The following is a 16,834-nucleotide window of genomic DNA, read 5'->3' as shown; positions in this document are numbered from 1 at the left end:
TCTTTCGCATGCGTCTGCTCCTTCGCGGTTGAGCAGACTCTACATCAGACTGAGGGATCTCGCGGGGGGCAGGTCACCTGCCGCAGGCGCCGGGACTAATCTGCGTAAGTGCGGTGTGGCGCAGACGCCTGTTAGGTTAGACCTGCCCGCCGAATACTTGGTGGTGCATTTTTCCGAGTACCCGAGAAGCGTGTGGGCGTACCGTTCCCCAAAAGATCGGCATGTCGGCACGCTTCTTATTCTCGGATAGTCCAGAAAGGATAATTCCAATGACACCCGAACAGATCAAGACCGCCGACAAGATGAAATCCGTGAAGGCCGCCTGCGTGAACGCCCCTGCCGGATCCAAGAAGGATACGGCGATGAGGCATTACCATGCAGCCGAGAAGGCACATACGGCAAAGAACGAAGCCGAGACCGACAAGGAACTCGATGCGGCGACCAACGCCCTCGCGTAACCTCCGGCGTCTGACGCGATCGCCGGGCCGTCCGCCGCATTGCGGAGGGCGGCCCTTCTCATTTGAGCAGGGGGCCCGTCTGGTCCAGATACGCGGAATCGAAATCGGCGAGTTTCACCAGTTCGCCAGTGTCGTGGACGGTCACATGGCCGTCGCGAAAGGTCACGAGGCCGCGCTCACGAAGCTGCCGCAACACGCGGTTCACATGGACCGCGCTCAGCCCCAGCGCATCCGCCAGATGATACTGCGTGAGCGGGCAGTCGTACCCGTCCTTGCTGCCCATCCCGACAAGGGTGAGCCTGGACCCCAACTCCAGCAGGAAATGCGCCATGCGGGCGTCCGCGTCGCGCCGCCCGATGCTGACGAGATGCTCGACCACCATCGCCTCGTCCCGTGACGCCGCCCAGAGGATGGCCGTCGCCAGGCGAGGCGTCTCGGCAAGCGCTTCGAGAAGGTCGCTCGCCATCACTTCGGCCGCCTCAATGTCCCCGACGGGCTCGAAGCTGTGGTCCGAGGTGCGCAGGAGAACGCTGCGCAACCCGAGAAAATCTCCGGGGATCTGAAAATCGACGATCTGGCGCGTCCCGTCGGCCTGGATCTTGTACGAGCAGACCCACCCTGCCGACAGGATGAAGGCCGCCTGCCCGGACTGCCCCTGATGCACCATGTCCCGCCCGGCGGCGAAGGTCCGGCGGCGCTGGTGCAGCCGCTCGAGCACGGCCAGCTCGACCTCCGACAGAGCGACGAAGGCCGAGAGCTTGCGGGTGAGCGGGCTTTTCGCTGCGATGGTCATGCGCCCCCTCGCGCTGCTGGCAATCCCGGTGGGGAAACTACCGGATTTTTCTCGCACGGCGGCTGCTTCAGATCAGTCCACGATACCAGATTTCCTGCGACAAAGGGTAGATCATCCCGGCGCGCCACGGCCGTGCACGCCTGTTTGGAGCGAGGAATGCCCACGATGCCCGACCAGACAGATCATGCCGGCATGGCGGCCCTCTCGATCTGCGAGGCGCTGCTGCTTGCCATGAACGATCACAAGCTTCTGCCCGAGCGCGAGATCATGGGAATTCTCCTCGATGCCGCGGCGACCCACGAAAACGCCACCGGCCCGGGGGAGGAAACGCACCGGGCCGTGGCGGCGCTCATCCACCAGATCATCGCCGGCGGCAACTCCGTTCGCCGGAAGTGAGCCAGACACGCCCGCAAAGGATCCGAGATTGCCTGTGACATCTTCTTCCGTATCCGCCGGCCATCCGCACCGACCTGATCGTGACCGGGGCGCTCCGGCCGGCACCGCCATCCGGGACGGCGATGTCCGCGCCGGCCTTCGGGAGGCGAACCGGTCTCCGATCGCAAAGCTGGGTCAGGCTCCCTCGCCCCACTCGCGAGCTCCGGAGACCCCGCCGGGTGCGGCAAACCCCTCCGCCGCCTGCAACCCGGCGGAGGGCGAGGCCCAGCCGACCACGCAGGACTGGATGCGGACGCTGACGCGCTATCGCCAGCCGGTGCCCGCCCGCAGCGTGTTAGAGTTGGCCGTCACGCTTGTGCCCTTCGTCGCGATATGGGCCGTGGCCTGGTGCATGCTCTCGATCAGCGCCGCATTGGCACTGGCTATCGCGTTGGCGAATGCGGCCTTCCTCGTTCGTCTGTTCATGATCCAGCACGATTGCGGGCACGGATCGCTGTTCCGCGACCGGCGCCTTTGTGACTGGATCGGCAGGGGGCTGGGCGTCCTCACGCTAACGCCCTACGACGTTTGGAAGAGGACCCACGCGATCCACCATGCCACGACAGGCAATCTCGACCGGCGGGGCGTGGGCGACATCCCCACACTGACGGTCCGGGAATACGCAGAAAAGGGGTGGCTCGGCCGGAGCCTCTATCGTCTTCTGCGCCAGCCCGTCATCATGTTCGGGGTGGTGCCGTTCTACACGTTCTTCCTGCAGAACCGGCTACCCGTCCACCTTATGCGCGCCGGCTGGCGCTACTGGCTGAGCGCGATGGGCACGAATGCAGCAATCGGCCTTGTCCTTGCCGCGATCGTCCGGCTGGGCGGCTGGGACGTCCTGCTGTTCGTGTTCCTGCCCACGATGCTACTGGCCGCTATCGTCGGCATGTGGTTCTTCTACGTCCAGCACCAGTTCGAGGAGACCAGTTGGGAGAACGACGAAGACTGGAACATCCAGGAGGCGGCCTTTCACGGCAGTTCGCACTATGCGCTGCCGGGCGTCCTGTGCTGGATCACTGGCAATATCGGCGTCCACCACGTGCATCATCTGGCAAGCCGCATCCCCTTCTACCGTCTTGGCGAAGTGGTCAGGGATCACGACCTGCTGGAGTGGTCGAAGCGCATCACGATTTGGGAGAGCCTGCGCTGTGCCCGGCTGCACCTCTGGGACGAGAACCGCCAAAGGCTTGTGTCGTTCACAGAGGCCCGGGCCATTCCTGCCTGATCCTTGCGCGACTTTTCGATGGAAGACGAGGCCGATACCGCGGCGGGCGAGGACATCGGGGCGCGATTGCATACTGCCCCGCACGAAAAGGCGCCATGGTCCCGTGACACACGATCCTGAAAGCTTGCCCCGCGAAGCGGCCGACAGATTCACGCAGCCCTTCGCGCGCTTTCTGAAGATCGAGGCGGCCTCGGGCGGGCTTCTGCTGCTGGCCGTCCTCGTCGCGATGGCCCTGGCCAATTCGCGCTGGGGCGGCGCGTATCTGGCGCTGTGGGAGACGCCGATCGGCTTCACCTTCGGCACGCTCGATTTCACCCGTTCGCTGCGCCACTGGATCAACGACGGGCTCATGACCCTGTTCTTCTTCGTCATCTCACTCGAGCTCAAGCGAGAGATCATGCTCGGCGAGTTGCGACATCCGAGAATGGCCGCGCTCCCGTTCGCGGCTGCGCTCGGCGGAATGGCCGTTCCGGTCGCACTGTATCTTGCCGTGATGGGCGATGAGCCGGGGATGCATGGCTGGGGAACCGTGATGGCGACCGATACCGCGTTCGTCATCGCCTGTCTCGCCATCTTCGGGAGCCGGATCCCGCCGGCCTTGCGGCTGTTCCTCCTTTCGCTGGCGATCTTCGATGATGTCGGGGCCGTTTTCGTCGTCGCTTTCAGCTATGGGGAGGCGCTGACCTGGTCCGCGCTCGGCCTCGGGGTGCTGGGGCTCGGGCTTGTTGCCGGTGCCGCGCAACTCGGGGTGCGACGCATGCCGGTCTATTTCCTGATGGGCGGCGCGATCTGGCTGTGCTTCGACGCCTCCGGCATCCACGCGACCATCGCCGGGGTCATTCTGGGGCTCATGACGCCGACCCGCATCTGGGTCAGCGATACACGTCTGCGCGCGATCCTGGGGCGGGTCCTCGCCTATCCGGCGGGTGCCCATTGGAGCGGAGACACTGCCGATCGCCGGGATCTCCGCCGCGCCGGCAGGGCCGTGGCGGAATCGCTCTCTCCCGTCGAGCGGCTCGAGATGATGCTGCACCCCTGGGTGGGCTTTTTCATCATGCCGGTCTTCGCGCTGGCCAATGCCGGGATCACCATCAAGGGAGCGGATATCGTACAGCCGGTTTCGCTGGCGATCGTCGTCGGACTGGTGCTTGGAAAGCCGATCGGGGTCTTCGGGTTCAGCTGGCTCGCGGTCCGGTCCGGCCTTGCCACGCGCGGACCCGGCTTGTCATGGCCCTTCGTCGCCGCCGGTGCCTTTCTCACGGGGATCGGGTTCACCATGTCGCTGTTCATCGCCGGCCTCGCGTTCGAGCCGCCGATCCTCACTGTGGCAAAGCTGGGCATTCTTGCCGGTTCGGCGCTTTCCGCGATCCTTGGCATTGTGCTGCTGGTCTGGCTGACACGCCGAACGCGGTGAGGCGTCCCGCTCGCTCACCGGATCTTCGAAGCGAAAGCAGGAACAGGAGCACTGCCAGCGCGATGCCTCCGGAGCGCAGCGCCGCCCGAATCCACGGGCTCGTGGCGATCCCGCCGAACAAGGTGCCGATCACCGCCGACCCCGGCGCCAGTCATCGAGGCGGGCATAGATGGTGACCGCGATGCCGCCGAGCGCGATGGCGATGAACACCCAGCGCATAGTGTCGAGATAGGGCACCAGTGGAAGGATGGCGGTCTGGGTTTCGGCGAGGACGCTCTGCGCCACCTCGACGCCCGCGGCACCCAGCGTCGCTACGCCAGCCGCGCCGCCACCCTTCATGGTGCGGCTCTGCGCCAGGACCTCGCGCGCCGGCGGGGTCTCGGCCGCGAACGGCACCGATCTTGCGGGGAACCGCTCGCCCCACTGACGCGCCGGGCCGAGGTCGATGTGCATGAACCCCGAGCGCGGATAGAAGCCAAAGCCGAGGAACCCGACGTCCCGCGCCGCCGCCTCGAAGGCCGCCGGGTCGTGGTTCGCCATGGCGATGTCGAAGGCGGCGCCGTCGAGGTGTTTCGACCGGGTCGCGCCGCCGACGGCACGGTTGTGCTCGTGGCTGCGATAGGCGGAGCGGACGATCAACGGCTTGCCCAGCCGGTCGCGGAGCGCCTGCAGCTTGTCGAGGGCTGGTTCGTTGATCAGCAGTTTGCCGGTGCCCCGGCAGGCGATCTCGGCCGGGCTGAAATTCGGCCAGCGCCAGTCGTCCTCTGGCACCTCGCGCCAGTGGCCGAAAAACGTTGTGGTCATGGGGGTCCTCCAGAAACGAGAAAACCCGCCTCGAAGGGCGGGTTCGGTGGTCGAACAGGTCGAATGGCTTGGGCTACGGGCCCTTGCCGAAGACCTTCAGCTTGGTGGCGACGCCGGCGAGAAGCGCGAGCAGGATCGCGGTGGTCACCGCGCGGACGACGGTCTGCACGGCGGTGCGGCGGACGAGCCGGAGCAAATCCAGCATCGAGCGCAGGTCGCGAATATCGAGCGCCGCCTCGTCGCCTTCGAGCCCGACATTGGCGAGCGCGCGCTTGGTGCCCTCTTCGGCGGCGCGCGCCAAGATCGCCTCGAACTCGTGCTCCGGCAAACGGACGAAGCCGTCCTCGGGTCGTTGTGGGGCCATGGCGCACCTCCCTCAGCCGATCTTGGCGCCCCAGAAGGACGTCTGGTCGGCGGCGAAGTAGCCGTCCGCGGCACGGAAGTTGCCCTGCAGCTCGACGGTATCACCCGCGGTGAGCGAGACCATCGTCTGCAACCACAGCGCCGTCGCCTCGGAGACATGCGCGCCGCTGATCTCGCCGAACGAGCCGCGGATCTCGGTCGTGCCGTTCAGCACGAGCCGGCCGCTCATCCGCGCCGACGTGCTGGCGTTCACCTTGTAGAGCAGCGTCGCGCCGAAGAGGTAGGTGCCGTCCACTGGCGCCACAAAGCGGTTGTTCGCGGCGTCGAGAGCGCCTTGGTCGTTGTAGTCCGTGTTGTTGATGGCGATCTTCGTCCAGGCGCCTACGCCGACATAGTTGTCGTAGTTGGTATAGGCCTTGAAGCGGGGGAGCCGGGGCTGGTCGACGATGCCGTTCGCGTTGTCGACGCTGAGCCCGTCGAAGACGGTGCTGCCGTCGGCTGAAACCGCGAGGCGGAAGCGGTCGGAGCCGAAGAGGCCGACGAGCGCCTTGGTCACGAAGCCGGTCTGCAGCGTCAGCCCGAGATCGTCGCCCGCGGCCTCCTTGTTCATGGTGTAGAACAGGTCGCCCGTGCCGCCCTCGGCCAGGGTCTTCGCCGTCCAGAGCGCGGCGTTCAGCTTCGCCGAGAACGGGTTCGACACATCCGCCGTCATGCCGAGCCCGAGCAGCGCCATGTTTTGCAGCACGTCCGGGGTGGTCCCGATCCAGCCCGCGCCGTCAAAGACCAGCAGCAGGCCCTCGTCCTCGACCCACGCCCGCCAGCCCGCGCGAGGCGGCAAGCGCAGCCAGGAACCGTCGGTGAATAGCGCCACGTTCAGATCCCAGCCCGCCCAGTCGCCCGTCGCGCCCGAGCCGACGATGTAGCGGTCACCATCGGTCGGAGAACCGGGCGGCGCGGTCAGGTTTCGGTCGAGGACCGAGAGCTGGACGAGCCCGTCGAGGATCCGCAGCGCCTCGTTATGGGTGACGTGCTTCTGGGCCTGCGCTGCAAGGATGTAGGGCAGCAGGAGATGGGTCGTGGCGTCGGACATGGGCGGTCTCCAGAACGAAGAACGCCGCCTGCATGGCAGGCGGCGAACAGTGGCGCAGCGGTGGTACTGACGCGCTACCCGCGCTCGGGCGTCTTCCCCGGAATGGCCGACAGAACCGGGTCGGGCTTCGGCGCGTCCCACGTTGCTGTCATTGCGGCCCAGCGATCAATCTCGGCCCGGAAGGCCGGGTCGTCGATCCTCAGATGGAAGGTGTAGAGCCGATCCACGATCTCGCGCATCAGCGCGCGCATCTCGTCGTCGTCGATCCGCGAGACCTCGGACCACGGAATGCGGTTGCCGTCCGCGTCCACTACGATGACGTCGCTGCCGTCGCCTGTGCGCGAGGCAGGCACCTGACCCGCGTGGAGTGTCTCAAGCTGCGTGTTGCGCACGCAGGCCACGGCCATCACTCTGGCAAGCTGGGCTGCAATCCTGTCTTCGTCCTCGGGGCGCATGTCCCAAGCCTACGACGTAGATCGCGCGCCGTGCCAGAATTCATTGCGCTACCTCAGAAGCTCAGCGTTACAGCCTTGGGCGCACCCCGCCCGACAAGGGCGGAGAGCTGATGGATGCGGATGTCTAGCGTGTCGCCGGGCCCGAGCGGCCCGCCCCAGTCGGCGGTCTGCTGGGCTGAGATGTAGGTCGCGCTGGTAGTCGCGGTGCTCAGCACCCGCTTCACGGTCGCCCCATCGAGGACCTCGACCTCGTAGGTCTCCAGCTCCTCGGCCAGCGGCACTTCGAGCCCGCCCCAGCTGTCGGCAGCGAGTGCTCGGGACCGGCGTGTCCAGCGGATCGTCAGATCGCCAGGACTGCGCGGCTTGCGCCACGGCTGCTCGACATGGACGACCGAGAACGGCCGCAGCCCGACGCCCGCGGGCGTAAAGGCCTGCGCGACATAGGTCTCGTCGCTGACCGGACGGCTCGCGGGGCCGACGCGCCAGTTCCACGGGATCCCGAGATCGGCCTCGGCGATGGGCAGTGAGGCGAGGCTGTCCTCGAGCAACACCACCCGCGCGCCTGCCGGAGCCGGGTTGCCCATCGCGCCCTCGGTGCCGCGCTGACCGCGCAGCAAGCGGGTCAGCCGGTACCGGCCCTCGGCGATCAGTTCCGCCGCGCCCGCCTGCACGATCTCCCAGACGCCGGGCGCGTTCTCGATAGCCAGCGCGTTCGCCCCACCGAACAGCGTCAGGTCGGTGACGCTCTCCAGCGTGCCGGTCAGCAGATCGACCACCAGCGCATTGCCGTGGTCGAAGCGCGACGTCGGCCCCGCGAAGAAGTCCGAGACCAGCGCGCCAATCCGGGCGCGGCTGCCGAAAATGGTCAGCAACTCGAAGCCATCGGTCGAGGGGCTGCGGAACACCGCGATCTCCCCCGGCCAGGGAACCGCGTGCGCAGCGACCAGCGGCCGGTGCGCGGGCTGGTCCTCGGTCAGCTGCGGCAGGTCTATCAGCACCGCATCCGGCGCGCCGAACACGACCGCCCGCGTCAGCGAGGCCGCGCGGGGATCGCCGGGCGGCAGATCATAGGTCGCGCGATCCTGGCGAACGGCCTCGATGCCGCGCGCCTCGGCGTCGGCGATGGAGACCAGCCGCAGATCGACCAGCCGCCCGTCATGCTCCAGCCGGATCGCGTCGGCCGGATCGAGCGCGAGCCGTGAGGGCGGCAGACGGAACGCCGCCGTCTCGCGGCCCACCCACGCCTCCATCAGCGCGCGTCGGCAGCGGCGCTCGGCCTCCTCGGGCGGAACGGCCATCGGGAAGGACTCGGAGGCGATCCGGGTCGTGTCCACGGTGATGCGGCGCGCCTCGACGAGGGCCGCGTCGTAGTCCTCGTCGGCCCGCGCTACCTGCCATTTCAGGGCCTGCGGCAGTTCCGTCTCCTGGCCCCGCGTCAGTTCCAGCACGTCGCCCTCACGAGGGGCGACCAGATCGTCGGGTGCGAGGGTGGCGACGGAGGCCCGCCCGCGCATGACGAACCGGATCACCCCCTCGGTCTCCACCGCGTCGAAGCCGAAATGCCGCGACAGCGTGGTGATCGAGGCGCGCGGGCTTTCGAGCGCGGTGATGGCGTAGCCCTCGACCGCGCCCCAGAGGCCGGTGACGTCGATGCGATACTCGGGCAGCCCGGCGCGCAGGCAGAGGTGCCGCACGAGCGCGGCCAGCGACACCGCGCCGAGCCGCCCGGTCAGCCAGTGCCCGAGCCGCCAGTTCGCGCCGTCCGTCCAGACGTCGGTCAGCGCCGGGAAGAACGGATAGGGCCGCGCGTCCCAGGTCCAGGCGGCGCATTCGGGCACATGAACCATCCGGCCGCCGTAGACCGAGGACAGCGGGTTGTTCGCGGCATCGCCCCACCAGAGATACGTCGCCTCGAGATAGGCGCGCTGGATCGCGTCATCCCGCCAGCCCCGCGAGAAATGCGGCGTGAAGCTCTCCGACGACTTCGGGTCGAAGAAGACGTTTGGCTGGTTGGTGCCCCGGTCGATGGCGGGACAGCCGAGCTCGGTGAACCAGATGGGCTTGGACTGCGGAGCCCACGCCGTCGGTGTCGCGCTCTCGACCCCGCCCGGGCGGTTGTAATGCGGGGTCGACCACCAGGCGCGCAGATCCTTGTAGCGGAAGACCCATGGCTTGCTGGCGGCGCCATCGCTGATCGCGGTGCGGGCCTGCGCTGAGCGGTCTGCAGCGCTGGCGTAGAACCAGTCGAAGCCTTCCCCGCCCGCGATGTTCCCCTGCAGGTAGGCGCGGTCGTAGATCGCGGGCCAGCCCTCGGCCGCGTCGAGATGCTCGAAACCGTCGCGCCAGTCGGAGAGCGGCATGTAGTTGTCGATGCCGACGAAATCGATCTCGGGATCGGCCCAGAGCGGATCGAGGTGGAAGTACACGTCGCCCGAGCCGTCGCCCGGCTGGTGCCCGAAGTATTCCGACCAGTCGGCCGCATAGCCGATCCTGGTGCCGGACCCGAGAATCGACCGCACATCCGCGGACAGGTCCCGATAGGCCTGCACCGCCGGATAGGTGCTGGCGCCCGAGCGGATCGTGGTCAGCCCCGGCATCTCGGTCCCGATCAGGAACGCATCGACACCGCCCGCCGCCGCGCAGAGATGGGCGTAGTGCAGCACCATGCGGCGCAGGCCCCAGTCGCCGGGCGTGCCTGTCCACGAAACCGTCTGGCCGGAGACGCTGAAGCTGGCGGTTGTCGCCGCGCCGAACAGCGCCGCGACCTGGTTTGCCGCCGTCGCGGTCTTGTCCACGGTCCCTGCAAACCCCGCTGCAGGCGAACAGGTGATCCGGCCGCGCCAGGGGAACGCGGGCTGGCCGGTCTCGGCGGCGTTGTCGGAATACGGGTTCGGCAGGGTGTTGCCGGGCGGCACGTCCATCAGGATGAACGGATAGAAGGTGACCCGCAGCCCGCGGGCCTTCATCTCAAGGATCGCCTGCACCACCGCGAAGTCGGACGGCGTGCCGCCGTAGACGGGACGGTCCTCTGCATCCCGGCTGACCAAGAAGGCGCTGGCGCGGCTGACGCCGTTGACCGACCAGCTGACCGGCGTCGTCGACTTGGCCGACACCTCGACGCCCGGGCGCACCTTGCACGATCCCGCCCGCAGATCGTCGCCGAACCACGCCACCACGAGACTGACGCTTTCGACCGCCGGGGCCATCGCCTGCAGCCGGTCGAGCGCGACCACCATGTCGGTCGCGTCCGGCAGCGCGTTCAGGTTCTCCGCCTGCGTCGCGCCGCCATCGGTCTTGCGGATGGCCTGCGTGGCATAGGTGAACTCGCCCGAGGCGGGGATCATGGTGACGGCGCGGGTCAGCCCCTCGGCGGTGTCGGGGTCGGCCAGCGGCCGGAATACCTCGAAGGAAAGCTGCGGCAGGCGGTTGCCGTAGGTCGAGAGCGCCAGTTCCTCGAAGACCACATAGGCCGTGCCGCGATAGGCGGGCGTGTTCGCCGCGCCCATCTTCGCCGCGATGAACGGGTCGGCCGTCTGCGCCTCGTCGCCCGGATACCAGCGCCAGGTGACGCCGGAGAGGTCCATCGGCTTGCCGTCCGCCCAGATGCGGCCGATGCCGGTGATCGGGCCTTCGCAGAGCGCCACGGCGAAGCTGGCATAGTAGAGATACTCGGTGGTCTTGACCTTGCCGCCTCCGCCGCCCTTGCCGCCACCCTGCGTGGTGGTCTTCGTCTCTTCGCGGAAATCGGTCGCCCAGATGATGTTGCCGCCCATCCGCATGCGCCCATAGAGCCGCGGGATGACCACGCCTTCGGTGGCCGAGGTGATGCGCAGCGTGTCGAGCCGCGCGCCCTCGATGCGCTGCGTCGGCGCCAGCGACGAGATGATCCAGCTGTCGACGACCGAGCCGATGCTCGAGCCGATGAAGCCGCCGATGGTCGCGGCGCTGACACCGAGGATCGCGCCGCCTATCGAACCGCCAATGGCGGCGCCAGCGGCACCGAGAACGAGGGTGGCCATGGTCGGGTCTCAGCGTTGCGGGAACAGGAAGGCGAAGGCGATGCGCCGCCGCCAGGCATGCGTCAGCGGTTCCTCGATCACGCCGAGCCGCTCGTAGGCGTGGAGGACGCTGTCGGGCCCGGTCAGGATCCCGACATGCTTGGCGATGGCGCGGGGCTTCATGCGGAAGAGGACCAGCGCGCCGGGGCCTGCCTCGGCGGGCGACACCTCGTTCATCATGCGTCGTGCGCCCTCGGCCAGCACCTCGCGCGGGCCGGTCTCGCCCCAGTCGCGACTATAGGCCGGGATCGGGAACAGCTCGGGGCCGACGACCTCGCGCCAGACGCCGCGGGCGAGCCCGAGGCAATCGCAGCCGACGCCCCGAAGGCTGGCCTGGTCGTGGTAGGGCGTGCCGAGCCAGGAGCGTGCGATGGCGATGACGCGCTGGGGATCAGCGGCGTTCACAGCACCGACCCCTCGTGCCCGCCATCCTTCGTGGCGTAGCGCAGCACGGCATCCTGGCCGGGGATGTGTGGGAAACCCCTGAAGTTGACGGTGTTCGCGAACTTCGCCCCGCAGGTCTCCATGCGCTTGTCGCAGCCCGCTCGGATCGTGAAGCCGTCGTCCTCGGCGATCGCGCGCACCGGCGCTTCGAGCAGCGTCAGTACGGCGATGCCATCCGCGATGTCATGGCCCAGCACTTCGGTGCGCCGCCCGGCGTTCGCGCCGCTCGTCCAGTCCAGCGTGCCGAAGGTGAACCAGCCGGGGGCGAAGGCGCCGAGGCCCGAGGCGGTGAAGGCACGGTCCCGCAGGAGATCGATGACGGCGCCCGCACCCTTGAAAGCGGGATACTCGAGATCGACTCCGCAGCGCGCATCTCCGAGCGCGGCATCGCAGGTCGCCTGAAAGGTCCGCCCGACCGTCTGGCCGAGGACATGCGCGAGCGAGCGGACTTCGGCGACGAAGGCCAGCCGCCCGCGCCGGATCTGGCCGATGGCGCCCCGGCGCAGCAGCACGCGCTGTCCGGTATCCGCCCAGTTCACCCGCCAGACCTCGACCTCGGCGTTGTCCCAGCGGCCGTCGAGGATGTCGGTCTCGGTGATCCGGTCCGAGGTCAGCACGCCTTCCGCGTCCTGCGCATCGACCGACAGGTCGGAGCCCGAGCGGACCTCGCAGGCCGTGAGCCCGCTCTCGGGCTCGAAGTCGGTCCCGTCGAAGCTGAGCGTCCGGTCGTGGTCGGTAAAGCCGAAGGCGACACCGTCGGCCCGGGTGATCCGCCAGCACCAGGCGAGCGTCGTCGTGCCCTCGTCGAGATGGGATTGCAGGGCAGGATCCAAGTTCTTCATCGGCGCAGTTCCAGAAGCGGAATGGAGGTGATCGAGCCGAGCCGCTCGAGGTCGAGCGTCACGTCAAGCGCATCGGTGTCGAAGCGGACCGGCACGTCGAACTCGAAGCCCGCGGTGATCGCGACGCCTGCGCCCGGTGCCGCGCCAAAGCTGACGACACCTGTCGTGGTGTCGACCGACCAGCCGGAGGGTTGATCCACCCCGCCGAGGGCGATGCGCACGGTGCCCGCCACCGGCTTCGTGATCGACCGCGTCCACGACTGCGCCCCGGAGGCGTAGCGCTTCACCAGCTGGAAGGTGGTAGTCGCGCCGTCGCCGGTGCCGAGCGCCTGGTCCATTGGTCCCGTTGTCTCAGACGGCAGGCAGGACTTGTGGTCGCCCCAGTCCTTGAAGCGGAAGCCGTGCAGCCGTCCGTTGCGCGCCTCGAAGAAGGCGACCACGGTAGCGAGATCGTCAGCGCGGCGGATTCCGTAGGCGACGTCGTAGCGCCGACGGGAGTTCGCCCAGCTTGCGTTGCGCTCCTCGTCGCCCGAGGCGAGCTCGACGATCTGCGTGCGCCGCTCCGGCCCACCACGGGCGCCCCGGCTGATGTTGTCGGGGAACCGGACCTCGTGGAACGCCATCACATGCCCCTCCGCCCGAGCGAGACCGCACGGGCGATGTCGGCCGCGACCTGCGTGCGGGATTGCCGGAAGCTCTCGGCGTCGCGGGCCATGATGGTGACGTTGACGCCCCCACCCGCGCCGTAGCTCTGCGCCTCACTCCGCGACAGCACCCGCTCGCCGCGCTGCAGGATCGCGGGCACCTCGTCGTGGCGAAGTCCGGCCATGCCGCCGCCATGCATGCGCGGCGCGGCGGCAAAGGCCATGGCCGGGACCATGCGCGAGGGCCCCGCGGACCCCACCATCCCGCCCGCATGCAGGATGTTGGCGAAAATCCCGCCCGCGCCGGAGAAGACGCCGGAGAGCGCATTGGCGATCGGCCCGAGGATGAACCGCCGCGCCGCCAGCTGGGCGAGATCGGCCAGCAGCGAGGTGACGAGATCGCGGAAGTTCAGCTTGCCGGTCTTAACGAACTCGCCCACCGCGTTCTCGGCCGACTGGAAAGCACCGACGAGGCTCTGGCCGATGTCGCCGCCGATGTCGCGCGCCTTGTTGGCGTAATCCGACAGCGCCGCCGTGACCGCCTGCCACCCGGTGACGGCGGCTTCGGTCGCGGGCTCCGCCGCAGCAGCCGCCGTACCCGCGGCAGCGCCGGCGTCGGTTGCTGCCTGTCCAGCGCCGTCGAGCGCGGTCTCGAACCGCTCCGCTGCGGCCGTGGCCTCGGCCAGCGCATCGGCGCCATCCTCATCTGTGCCCCGGACCGCATCGCGCAGCGCCTGCCAGCTTTCCAGCGGGGCCCGCGCCCCTTCCGCCAGATCGCGCGCGGCGCCGCGATAGACGTTCGCGGACTCGAGCGCCCGATTTGCCGCCTCGGTCAGTCCGAGATCCGGCGCGATCAGCGGGTTGTCCTCGAAGGCCCGGTCGAACGCCGCCTGCGCTGCGGTGGTCGCTGCAGTCGCCGCGCCCTCGAAGCGGTTCTCGATCTCGCCGAGGTCGAGGTCCGGCACCAGCGAGATGCGCCGCTCCGACCCAAGGGCTTCCAGCCCCTGATTGATCCCGCCGATGAAGCCGTTGATGCGCGAGACCACGCCGTTCAGCATCGCCTCGACGCCGTCGACCAGGCTGTTGGCCGCCTGAAACGCCAGATCGCCGATGGCAGCGGGCAGCAGGCCCCAGATCGCCTTGATCGCCTCGTAGGCGCCCTCGAACGTGTTCGCCGCCGTGTTGCCGAAGCTCACCACGCTCTCGATGGCGCTCTGCATGCCCGAGGCGGCATCGGCCTTCAGGTCGAAGAACATCGCCGTTGCCGCAGCGCCCGCCGCAGCCGCACCCATCCTGATCCGCTCCCAGACCTCGACGGCAAGATCCTTCAGGAGCGACATCGCCTCGCCGAAGCCGCCCGCACCGGACACGAGGCGGGTGAACTGGTAGACGAGTTCGCCCGCGCCGACGATCAGCGCGCCGATGCCGGTCCGGATCAGCGCGCCGCGCAGGACGACGAGTGCGGTGGCGAGACCGCGCACGGAGAGCGCGGCAGCGGCCATGCCGGCGACCCAGCGTCCCGCGAGGAAGGCCGCGAAGGTCGCGGCATAGGTGGTCAGGCGGCCGATGTTGTCGAAGAGGCCGCGGATCGCGATGCCGAGCGGTCCGGTGCGGCTCGCCATCGCCGCCATGGCGTCGGCGACGGCTTCCAGCGCCGGAGCCGCGGCGACCGCCAGCTGGTTGGACAGCCCGCGCCAGATCAGCCCGAGCCGGGAGATCGCATCGTTTGTCCGCTCGATCTGGTCGGCATCCTGCTCCGAGACGACAACGCCGAAGGCAATCACGTCCTCGGTCGCCTGGCGCAGAGTGGCGGTGTCGATCCGCGACATGGCGATGGAGCCTTCCTCGCCGAAGAGCTGGCCCGCGACGGCGGCGCGCTCGGCGGCGGGCACGAAGCTCTCGATGGCCGCGTTGATCGCGCCGACACGCTGGTCCAGCGGTAGGGAGATCAGCTCGTTGGCCGAGAGCCCCAGCCGGTCGAGCGCGTCGGTGGCGGGACCGGTCCCGGCAGCCGCCTGGCTGAGACGGCGCGTCAGATCCTTGGTGGCCTGCTCGATGCCGGACATCGACACGCCCGCCAGTTCGCGCGCCCGCTCGAGCGTCTGGATCGATGCGACCGTGGTGCCGAGGGACTGCGCGAGTTTCGCCTGCGCATCCACCGTCTGCAGGCCGGAGCGAACCATCGCCACGCCCGCGGCAGCAGCAGCGGCCACGGCGGCGGCCGCCGCAACCCGCACCCGCCGCGAGAAAGCCGCGAGCCGGGCGTTGGCCGCCTCCATCTCGCGGCTGAGCCGTCCGAAGCCGCGCGACCCAGCCTCACCGACACCTTCCAGCTCGGCGCGCACCTGCCGTCCGCCCACCGCAGCGAGGCGGACGCTGACGCGTTTCTCGGCCATCGGTCAGACTCCTTGCTTTTGCCGTATCGCCGTCTTACGTTTACGCCATCGATCAAATGAAGGTATGAACATGGCCGAGACCGCGACCCTGTCTTCGAAGTTCCAGATCTCGATCCCCAAGGCGATCCGGGCCGCCCAGCACTGGGAGGCGGGCCTGACCTTTGCCTTCATCCCGAAAGGCACGGGCGTCCTGCTGGTGCCGGTGCCCAAGCGGGAGGCGCTGAAGGGGCTCGCGCGCGGCGCGTCCGCCACCGATTATCGCGACCGGACGGACCGGTTCTGATGATCCTCGTCGACACGTCGGCGTGGATCGAGTGGCTCATCGGCTCGCCGACCGGCGAGAAGCTGTCCGAACATCTGCCCGAACAGGGCGAATGGCTGGTCCCGACAATGGTCCAGCTCGAGTTGGCGAAATGGCTGACGCGCGAGGTCGGCGAGGACAAGGCGGATCAGGTCATCGCCTTCACGCAGGTCTGCCATGTGGTGCCGCTCGACACCGAGATCGCGCTGGCGGCGGCGGAGTCGTGCCGGGAGCACAAGCTCGCCACCGCCGACGCGATCATCTTCGCAACCGCCCGCGCACAGGGCGCGATGCTCCTGACCTGCGACGCACATTTCGAGGGACTGCCCGGCGTCACGCTTATCGAGAAGATCAAGGCCTGACCCCCGGGCCACCATTCGCGCTCAGCTCCTCGTTCAGCTTCCGCACCATCACCGCCTCGATCACGGGCACCAGTTCGGCCACGGCCAGCGGCGGGATCCCGAGCGCGTCACCGAGCGCCAGCGCCGCCGACATGTCCCAGCCGATCACGGCGCCGGGCAGGCCACGCAACTGGCCGCCGAGACGGCCGACCAGATCCCAGACCTGCCAGCCTTCATGCGTCAGGGGCCGGTTCAGCCGTGCCGGGCAGTCCGGGCAAGCTTGCGCACAGGCTTCGCAGTATCGCTCGCCCCCGCCGAAGGACCATTCGGCGAGAGCGCGGAGGCGTTTTTTTCCTGTTCCAGCAGCAGGCCCTTGGAGACGTAGGTCAACTGAAACGCCTCGAAGATCGGCCAGACGTCGAGCAGCGCGTCGATGGCCTCCGGGCTCGGATCGATGGGGTTGCCGTCGGCGTCGCCGATGCCCTCCCAGGCCAGCACCGCCCGCCGCGCCAGCGCCTTGGCAAAGGCGACCGCGCGCTCCTCTTCGGACGCCGCCTCGGGCACCGCGTCCACGGCCGGGTCGCTCCGCGTAGCCACCATCAGCGCCGTGGTCAGCGGGCGCAGCTGCACCCGCACGCCGGGCGCGAGGTCATGCCAGTGTGGCGCGTTGGTCAGGTCGAGCGTCAGCATCAGTAGTATCCGTTTTGATCAAGGGTTGATTTCGGCCCATTTCCGGTCGTCCCGGATCAGGGCGTTGGCGAGGACGATGAG

Annotated in this window: 18 protein-coding genes; 6 read left to right on the top strand and 12 right to left on the bottom strand. The window is 68.6% G+C overall.

Going from position 1 to position 16,834, the window contains the following annotated elements:
- Positions 1 to 269 precede the first annotated feature (269 nt).
- Positions 270 to 458, top strand: coding sequence for a hypothetical protein (locus DSD19_RS11785; protein ID WP_113669709.1), 189 nt, complete (start codon positions 270 to 272; stop codon positions 456 to 458).
- Between the two features lie 58 nt (positions 459 to 516).
- On the opposite strand, the gene DSD19_RS11780 is transcribed toward DSD19_RS11785, so the two are convergent.
- Positions 517 to 1,251, bottom strand: coding sequence for a Crp/Fnr family transcriptional regulator (locus DSD19_RS11780; RefSeq protein WP_113669708.1), 735 nt, complete (start codon positions 1,249 to 1,251; stop codon positions 517 to 519).
- Between the two features lie 165 nt (positions 1,252 to 1,416).
- Between DSD19_RS11780 and DSD19_RS11775 the strand changes: the two genes are divergently transcribed.
- The 3 genes from DSD19_RS11775 to nhaA all read left to right on the top strand — a co-directional run bounded on the left by DSD19_RS11775 (position 1,417) and on the right by nhaA (position 4,325).
- Positions 1,417 to 1,647 carry a hypothetical protein gene (locus tag DSD19_RS11775; protein ID WP_113669707.1) on the top strand — a complete coding sequence of 77 codons (231 nt, stop codon included), beginning with the start codon at positions 1,417 to 1,419 and terminating at the stop codon, positions 1,645 to 1,647.
- A 286-nt stretch (positions 1,648 to 1,933) separates the two neighbouring features.
- Positions 1,934 to 2,911 carry a fatty acid desaturase gene (locus DSD19_RS11770; protein ID WP_243627925.1) on the top strand — a complete coding sequence of 326 codons (978 nt, stop codon included), beginning with the start codon at positions 1,934 to 1,936 and terminating at the stop codon, positions 2,909 to 2,911.
- Positions 2,912 to 3,014: 103 nt separating this feature from the next.
- Complete coding sequence (nhaA, locus tag DSD19_RS11765) at positions 3,015 to 4,325, top strand: Na+/H+ antiporter NhaA (protein ID WP_113669705.1); 1,311 nt, start codon at positions 3,015 to 3,017, stop codon at positions 4,323 to 4,325.
- Positions 4,326 to 4,454: 129 nt separating this feature from the next.
- Here nhaA and DSD19_RS11755 read toward each other — a convergent pair whose 3' ends face one another.
- The 9 genes from DSD19_RS11755 to DSD19_RS11715 form a co-directional block, all read right to left on the bottom strand.
- Positions 4,455 to 5,129 (bottom strand): D-Ala-D-Ala carboxypeptidase family metallohydrolase, encoded by a 675-nt coding sequence (locus DSD19_RS11755; protein WP_113669703.1) that lies wholly within the window; start codon positions 5,127 to 5,129, stop codon positions 4,455 to 4,457.
- Positions 5,130 to 5,202: 73 nt separating this feature from the next.
- Entirely contained in the window at positions 5,203 to 5,493 is a 291-nt protein-coding gene (locus tag DSD19_RS11750; RefSeq protein ID WP_113669702.1) for a DUF6127 family protein, read from the bottom strand.
- Between the two features lie 12 nt (positions 5,494 to 5,505).
- Positions 5,506 to 6,582 carry a DUF2793 domain-containing protein gene (locus DSD19_RS11745; protein WP_113669701.1) on the bottom strand — a complete coding sequence of 359 codons (1,077 nt, stop codon included), beginning with the start codon at positions 6,580 to 6,582 and terminating at the stop codon, positions 5,506 to 5,508.
- A gap of 74 nt (positions 6,583 to 6,656) precedes the next feature.
- Positions 6,657 to 7,037 (bottom strand): hypothetical protein, encoded by a 381-nt coding sequence (locus tag DSD19_RS11740; protein WP_165828115.1) that lies wholly within the window; start codon positions 7,035 to 7,037, stop codon positions 6,657 to 6,659.
- A gap of 53 nt (positions 7,038 to 7,090) precedes the next feature.
- Positions 7,091 to 11,056 carry a glycoside hydrolase TIM-barrel-like domain-containing protein gene (locus tag DSD19_RS11735; RefSeq protein WP_113669700.1) on the bottom strand — a complete coding sequence of 1,322 codons (3,966 nt, stop codon included), beginning with the start codon at positions 11,054 to 11,056 and terminating at the stop codon, positions 7,091 to 7,093.
- A 9-nt stretch (positions 11,057 to 11,065) separates the two neighbouring features.
- A complete protein-coding gene (locus tag DSD19_RS11730; protein ID WP_113669699.1) occupies positions 11,066 to 11,500 on the bottom strand; it encodes an NlpC/P60 family protein in 435 nt (144 codons plus the stop codon).
- The gene (locus DSD19_RS11725) at positions 11,497 to 12,381 is read right to left on the bottom strand and encodes a DUF2163 domain-containing protein (RefSeq protein WP_113669698.1); all 885 of its coding nucleotides are present in this window, start codon (positions 12,379 to 12,381) and stop codon (positions 11,497 to 11,499) included. The genes DSD19_RS11730 and DSD19_RS11725 overlap by 4 nt, the downstream gene beginning before the upstream one ends.
- Positions 12,378 to 13,004, bottom strand: a complete 627-nt coding sequence (locus DSD19_RS11720) for a DUF2460 domain-containing protein (RefSeq protein WP_113669697.1) — start codon at positions 13,002 to 13,004, stop codon at positions 12,378 to 12,380. Before DSD19_RS11720 ends, DSD19_RS11725 begins: the two co-directional genes overlap by 4 nt.
- Positions 13,004 to 15,421 (bottom strand): phage tail tape measure C-terminal domain-containing protein, encoded by a 2,418-nt coding sequence (locus tag DSD19_RS11715; protein ID WP_113669696.1) that lies wholly within the window; start codon positions 15,419 to 15,421, stop codon positions 13,004 to 13,006. Before DSD19_RS11715 ends, DSD19_RS11720 begins: the two co-directional genes overlap by 1 nt.
- A 70-nt stretch (positions 15,422 to 15,491) precedes the next feature.
- On the opposite strand from DSD19_RS11715, the gene DSD19_RS11710 reads away from it, so the two are divergent.
- Together DSD19_RS11710 and DSD19_RS11705 are read left to right on the top strand one after the other, a co-directional pair.
- Entirely contained in the window at positions 15,492 to 15,704 is a 213-nt protein-coding gene (locus DSD19_RS11710; RefSeq protein ID WP_036179405.1) for an AbrB/MazE/SpoVT family DNA-binding domain-containing protein, read from the top strand.
- Entirely contained in the window at positions 15,704 to 16,084 is a 381-nt protein-coding gene (locus DSD19_RS11705; RefSeq protein ID WP_113669695.1) for a type II toxin-antitoxin system VapC family toxin, read from the top strand. The genes DSD19_RS11710 and DSD19_RS11705 overlap by 1 nt, the downstream gene beginning before the upstream one ends.
- On the opposite strand, the gene DSD19_RS11700 is transcribed toward DSD19_RS11705, so the two are convergent.
- On the bottom strand, positions 16,074 to 16,253 hold the full coding sequence (locus DSD19_RS11700) for a hypothetical protein (RefSeq protein WP_243627924.1): 180 nt from the start codon (positions 16,251 to 16,253) through the stop codon (positions 16,074 to 16,076). The two genes, DSD19_RS11705 and DSD19_RS11700, sit on opposite strands and share 11 nt — an antisense overlap.
- Before the next feature lie 62 nt (positions 16,254 to 16,315).
- Positions 16,316 to 16,753, bottom strand: a complete 438-nt coding sequence (locus DSD19_RS11695; RefSeq protein WP_113669693.1) for a hypothetical protein — start codon at positions 16,751 to 16,753, stop codon at positions 16,316 to 16,318.
- Between the last annotated feature and the right edge of the window lie 81 nt (positions 16,754 to 16,834).

This window comes from Rhodovulum sp. BSW8 (assembly GCF_003314725.1).
GTDB classification, from domain to species: domain Bacteria; phylum Pseudomonadota; class Alphaproteobacteria; order Rhodobacterales; family Rhodobacteraceae; genus Rhodovulum; species Rhodovulum visakhapatnamense.
This window is presented reverse-complemented; position numbering and strand designations above follow the sequence as displayed.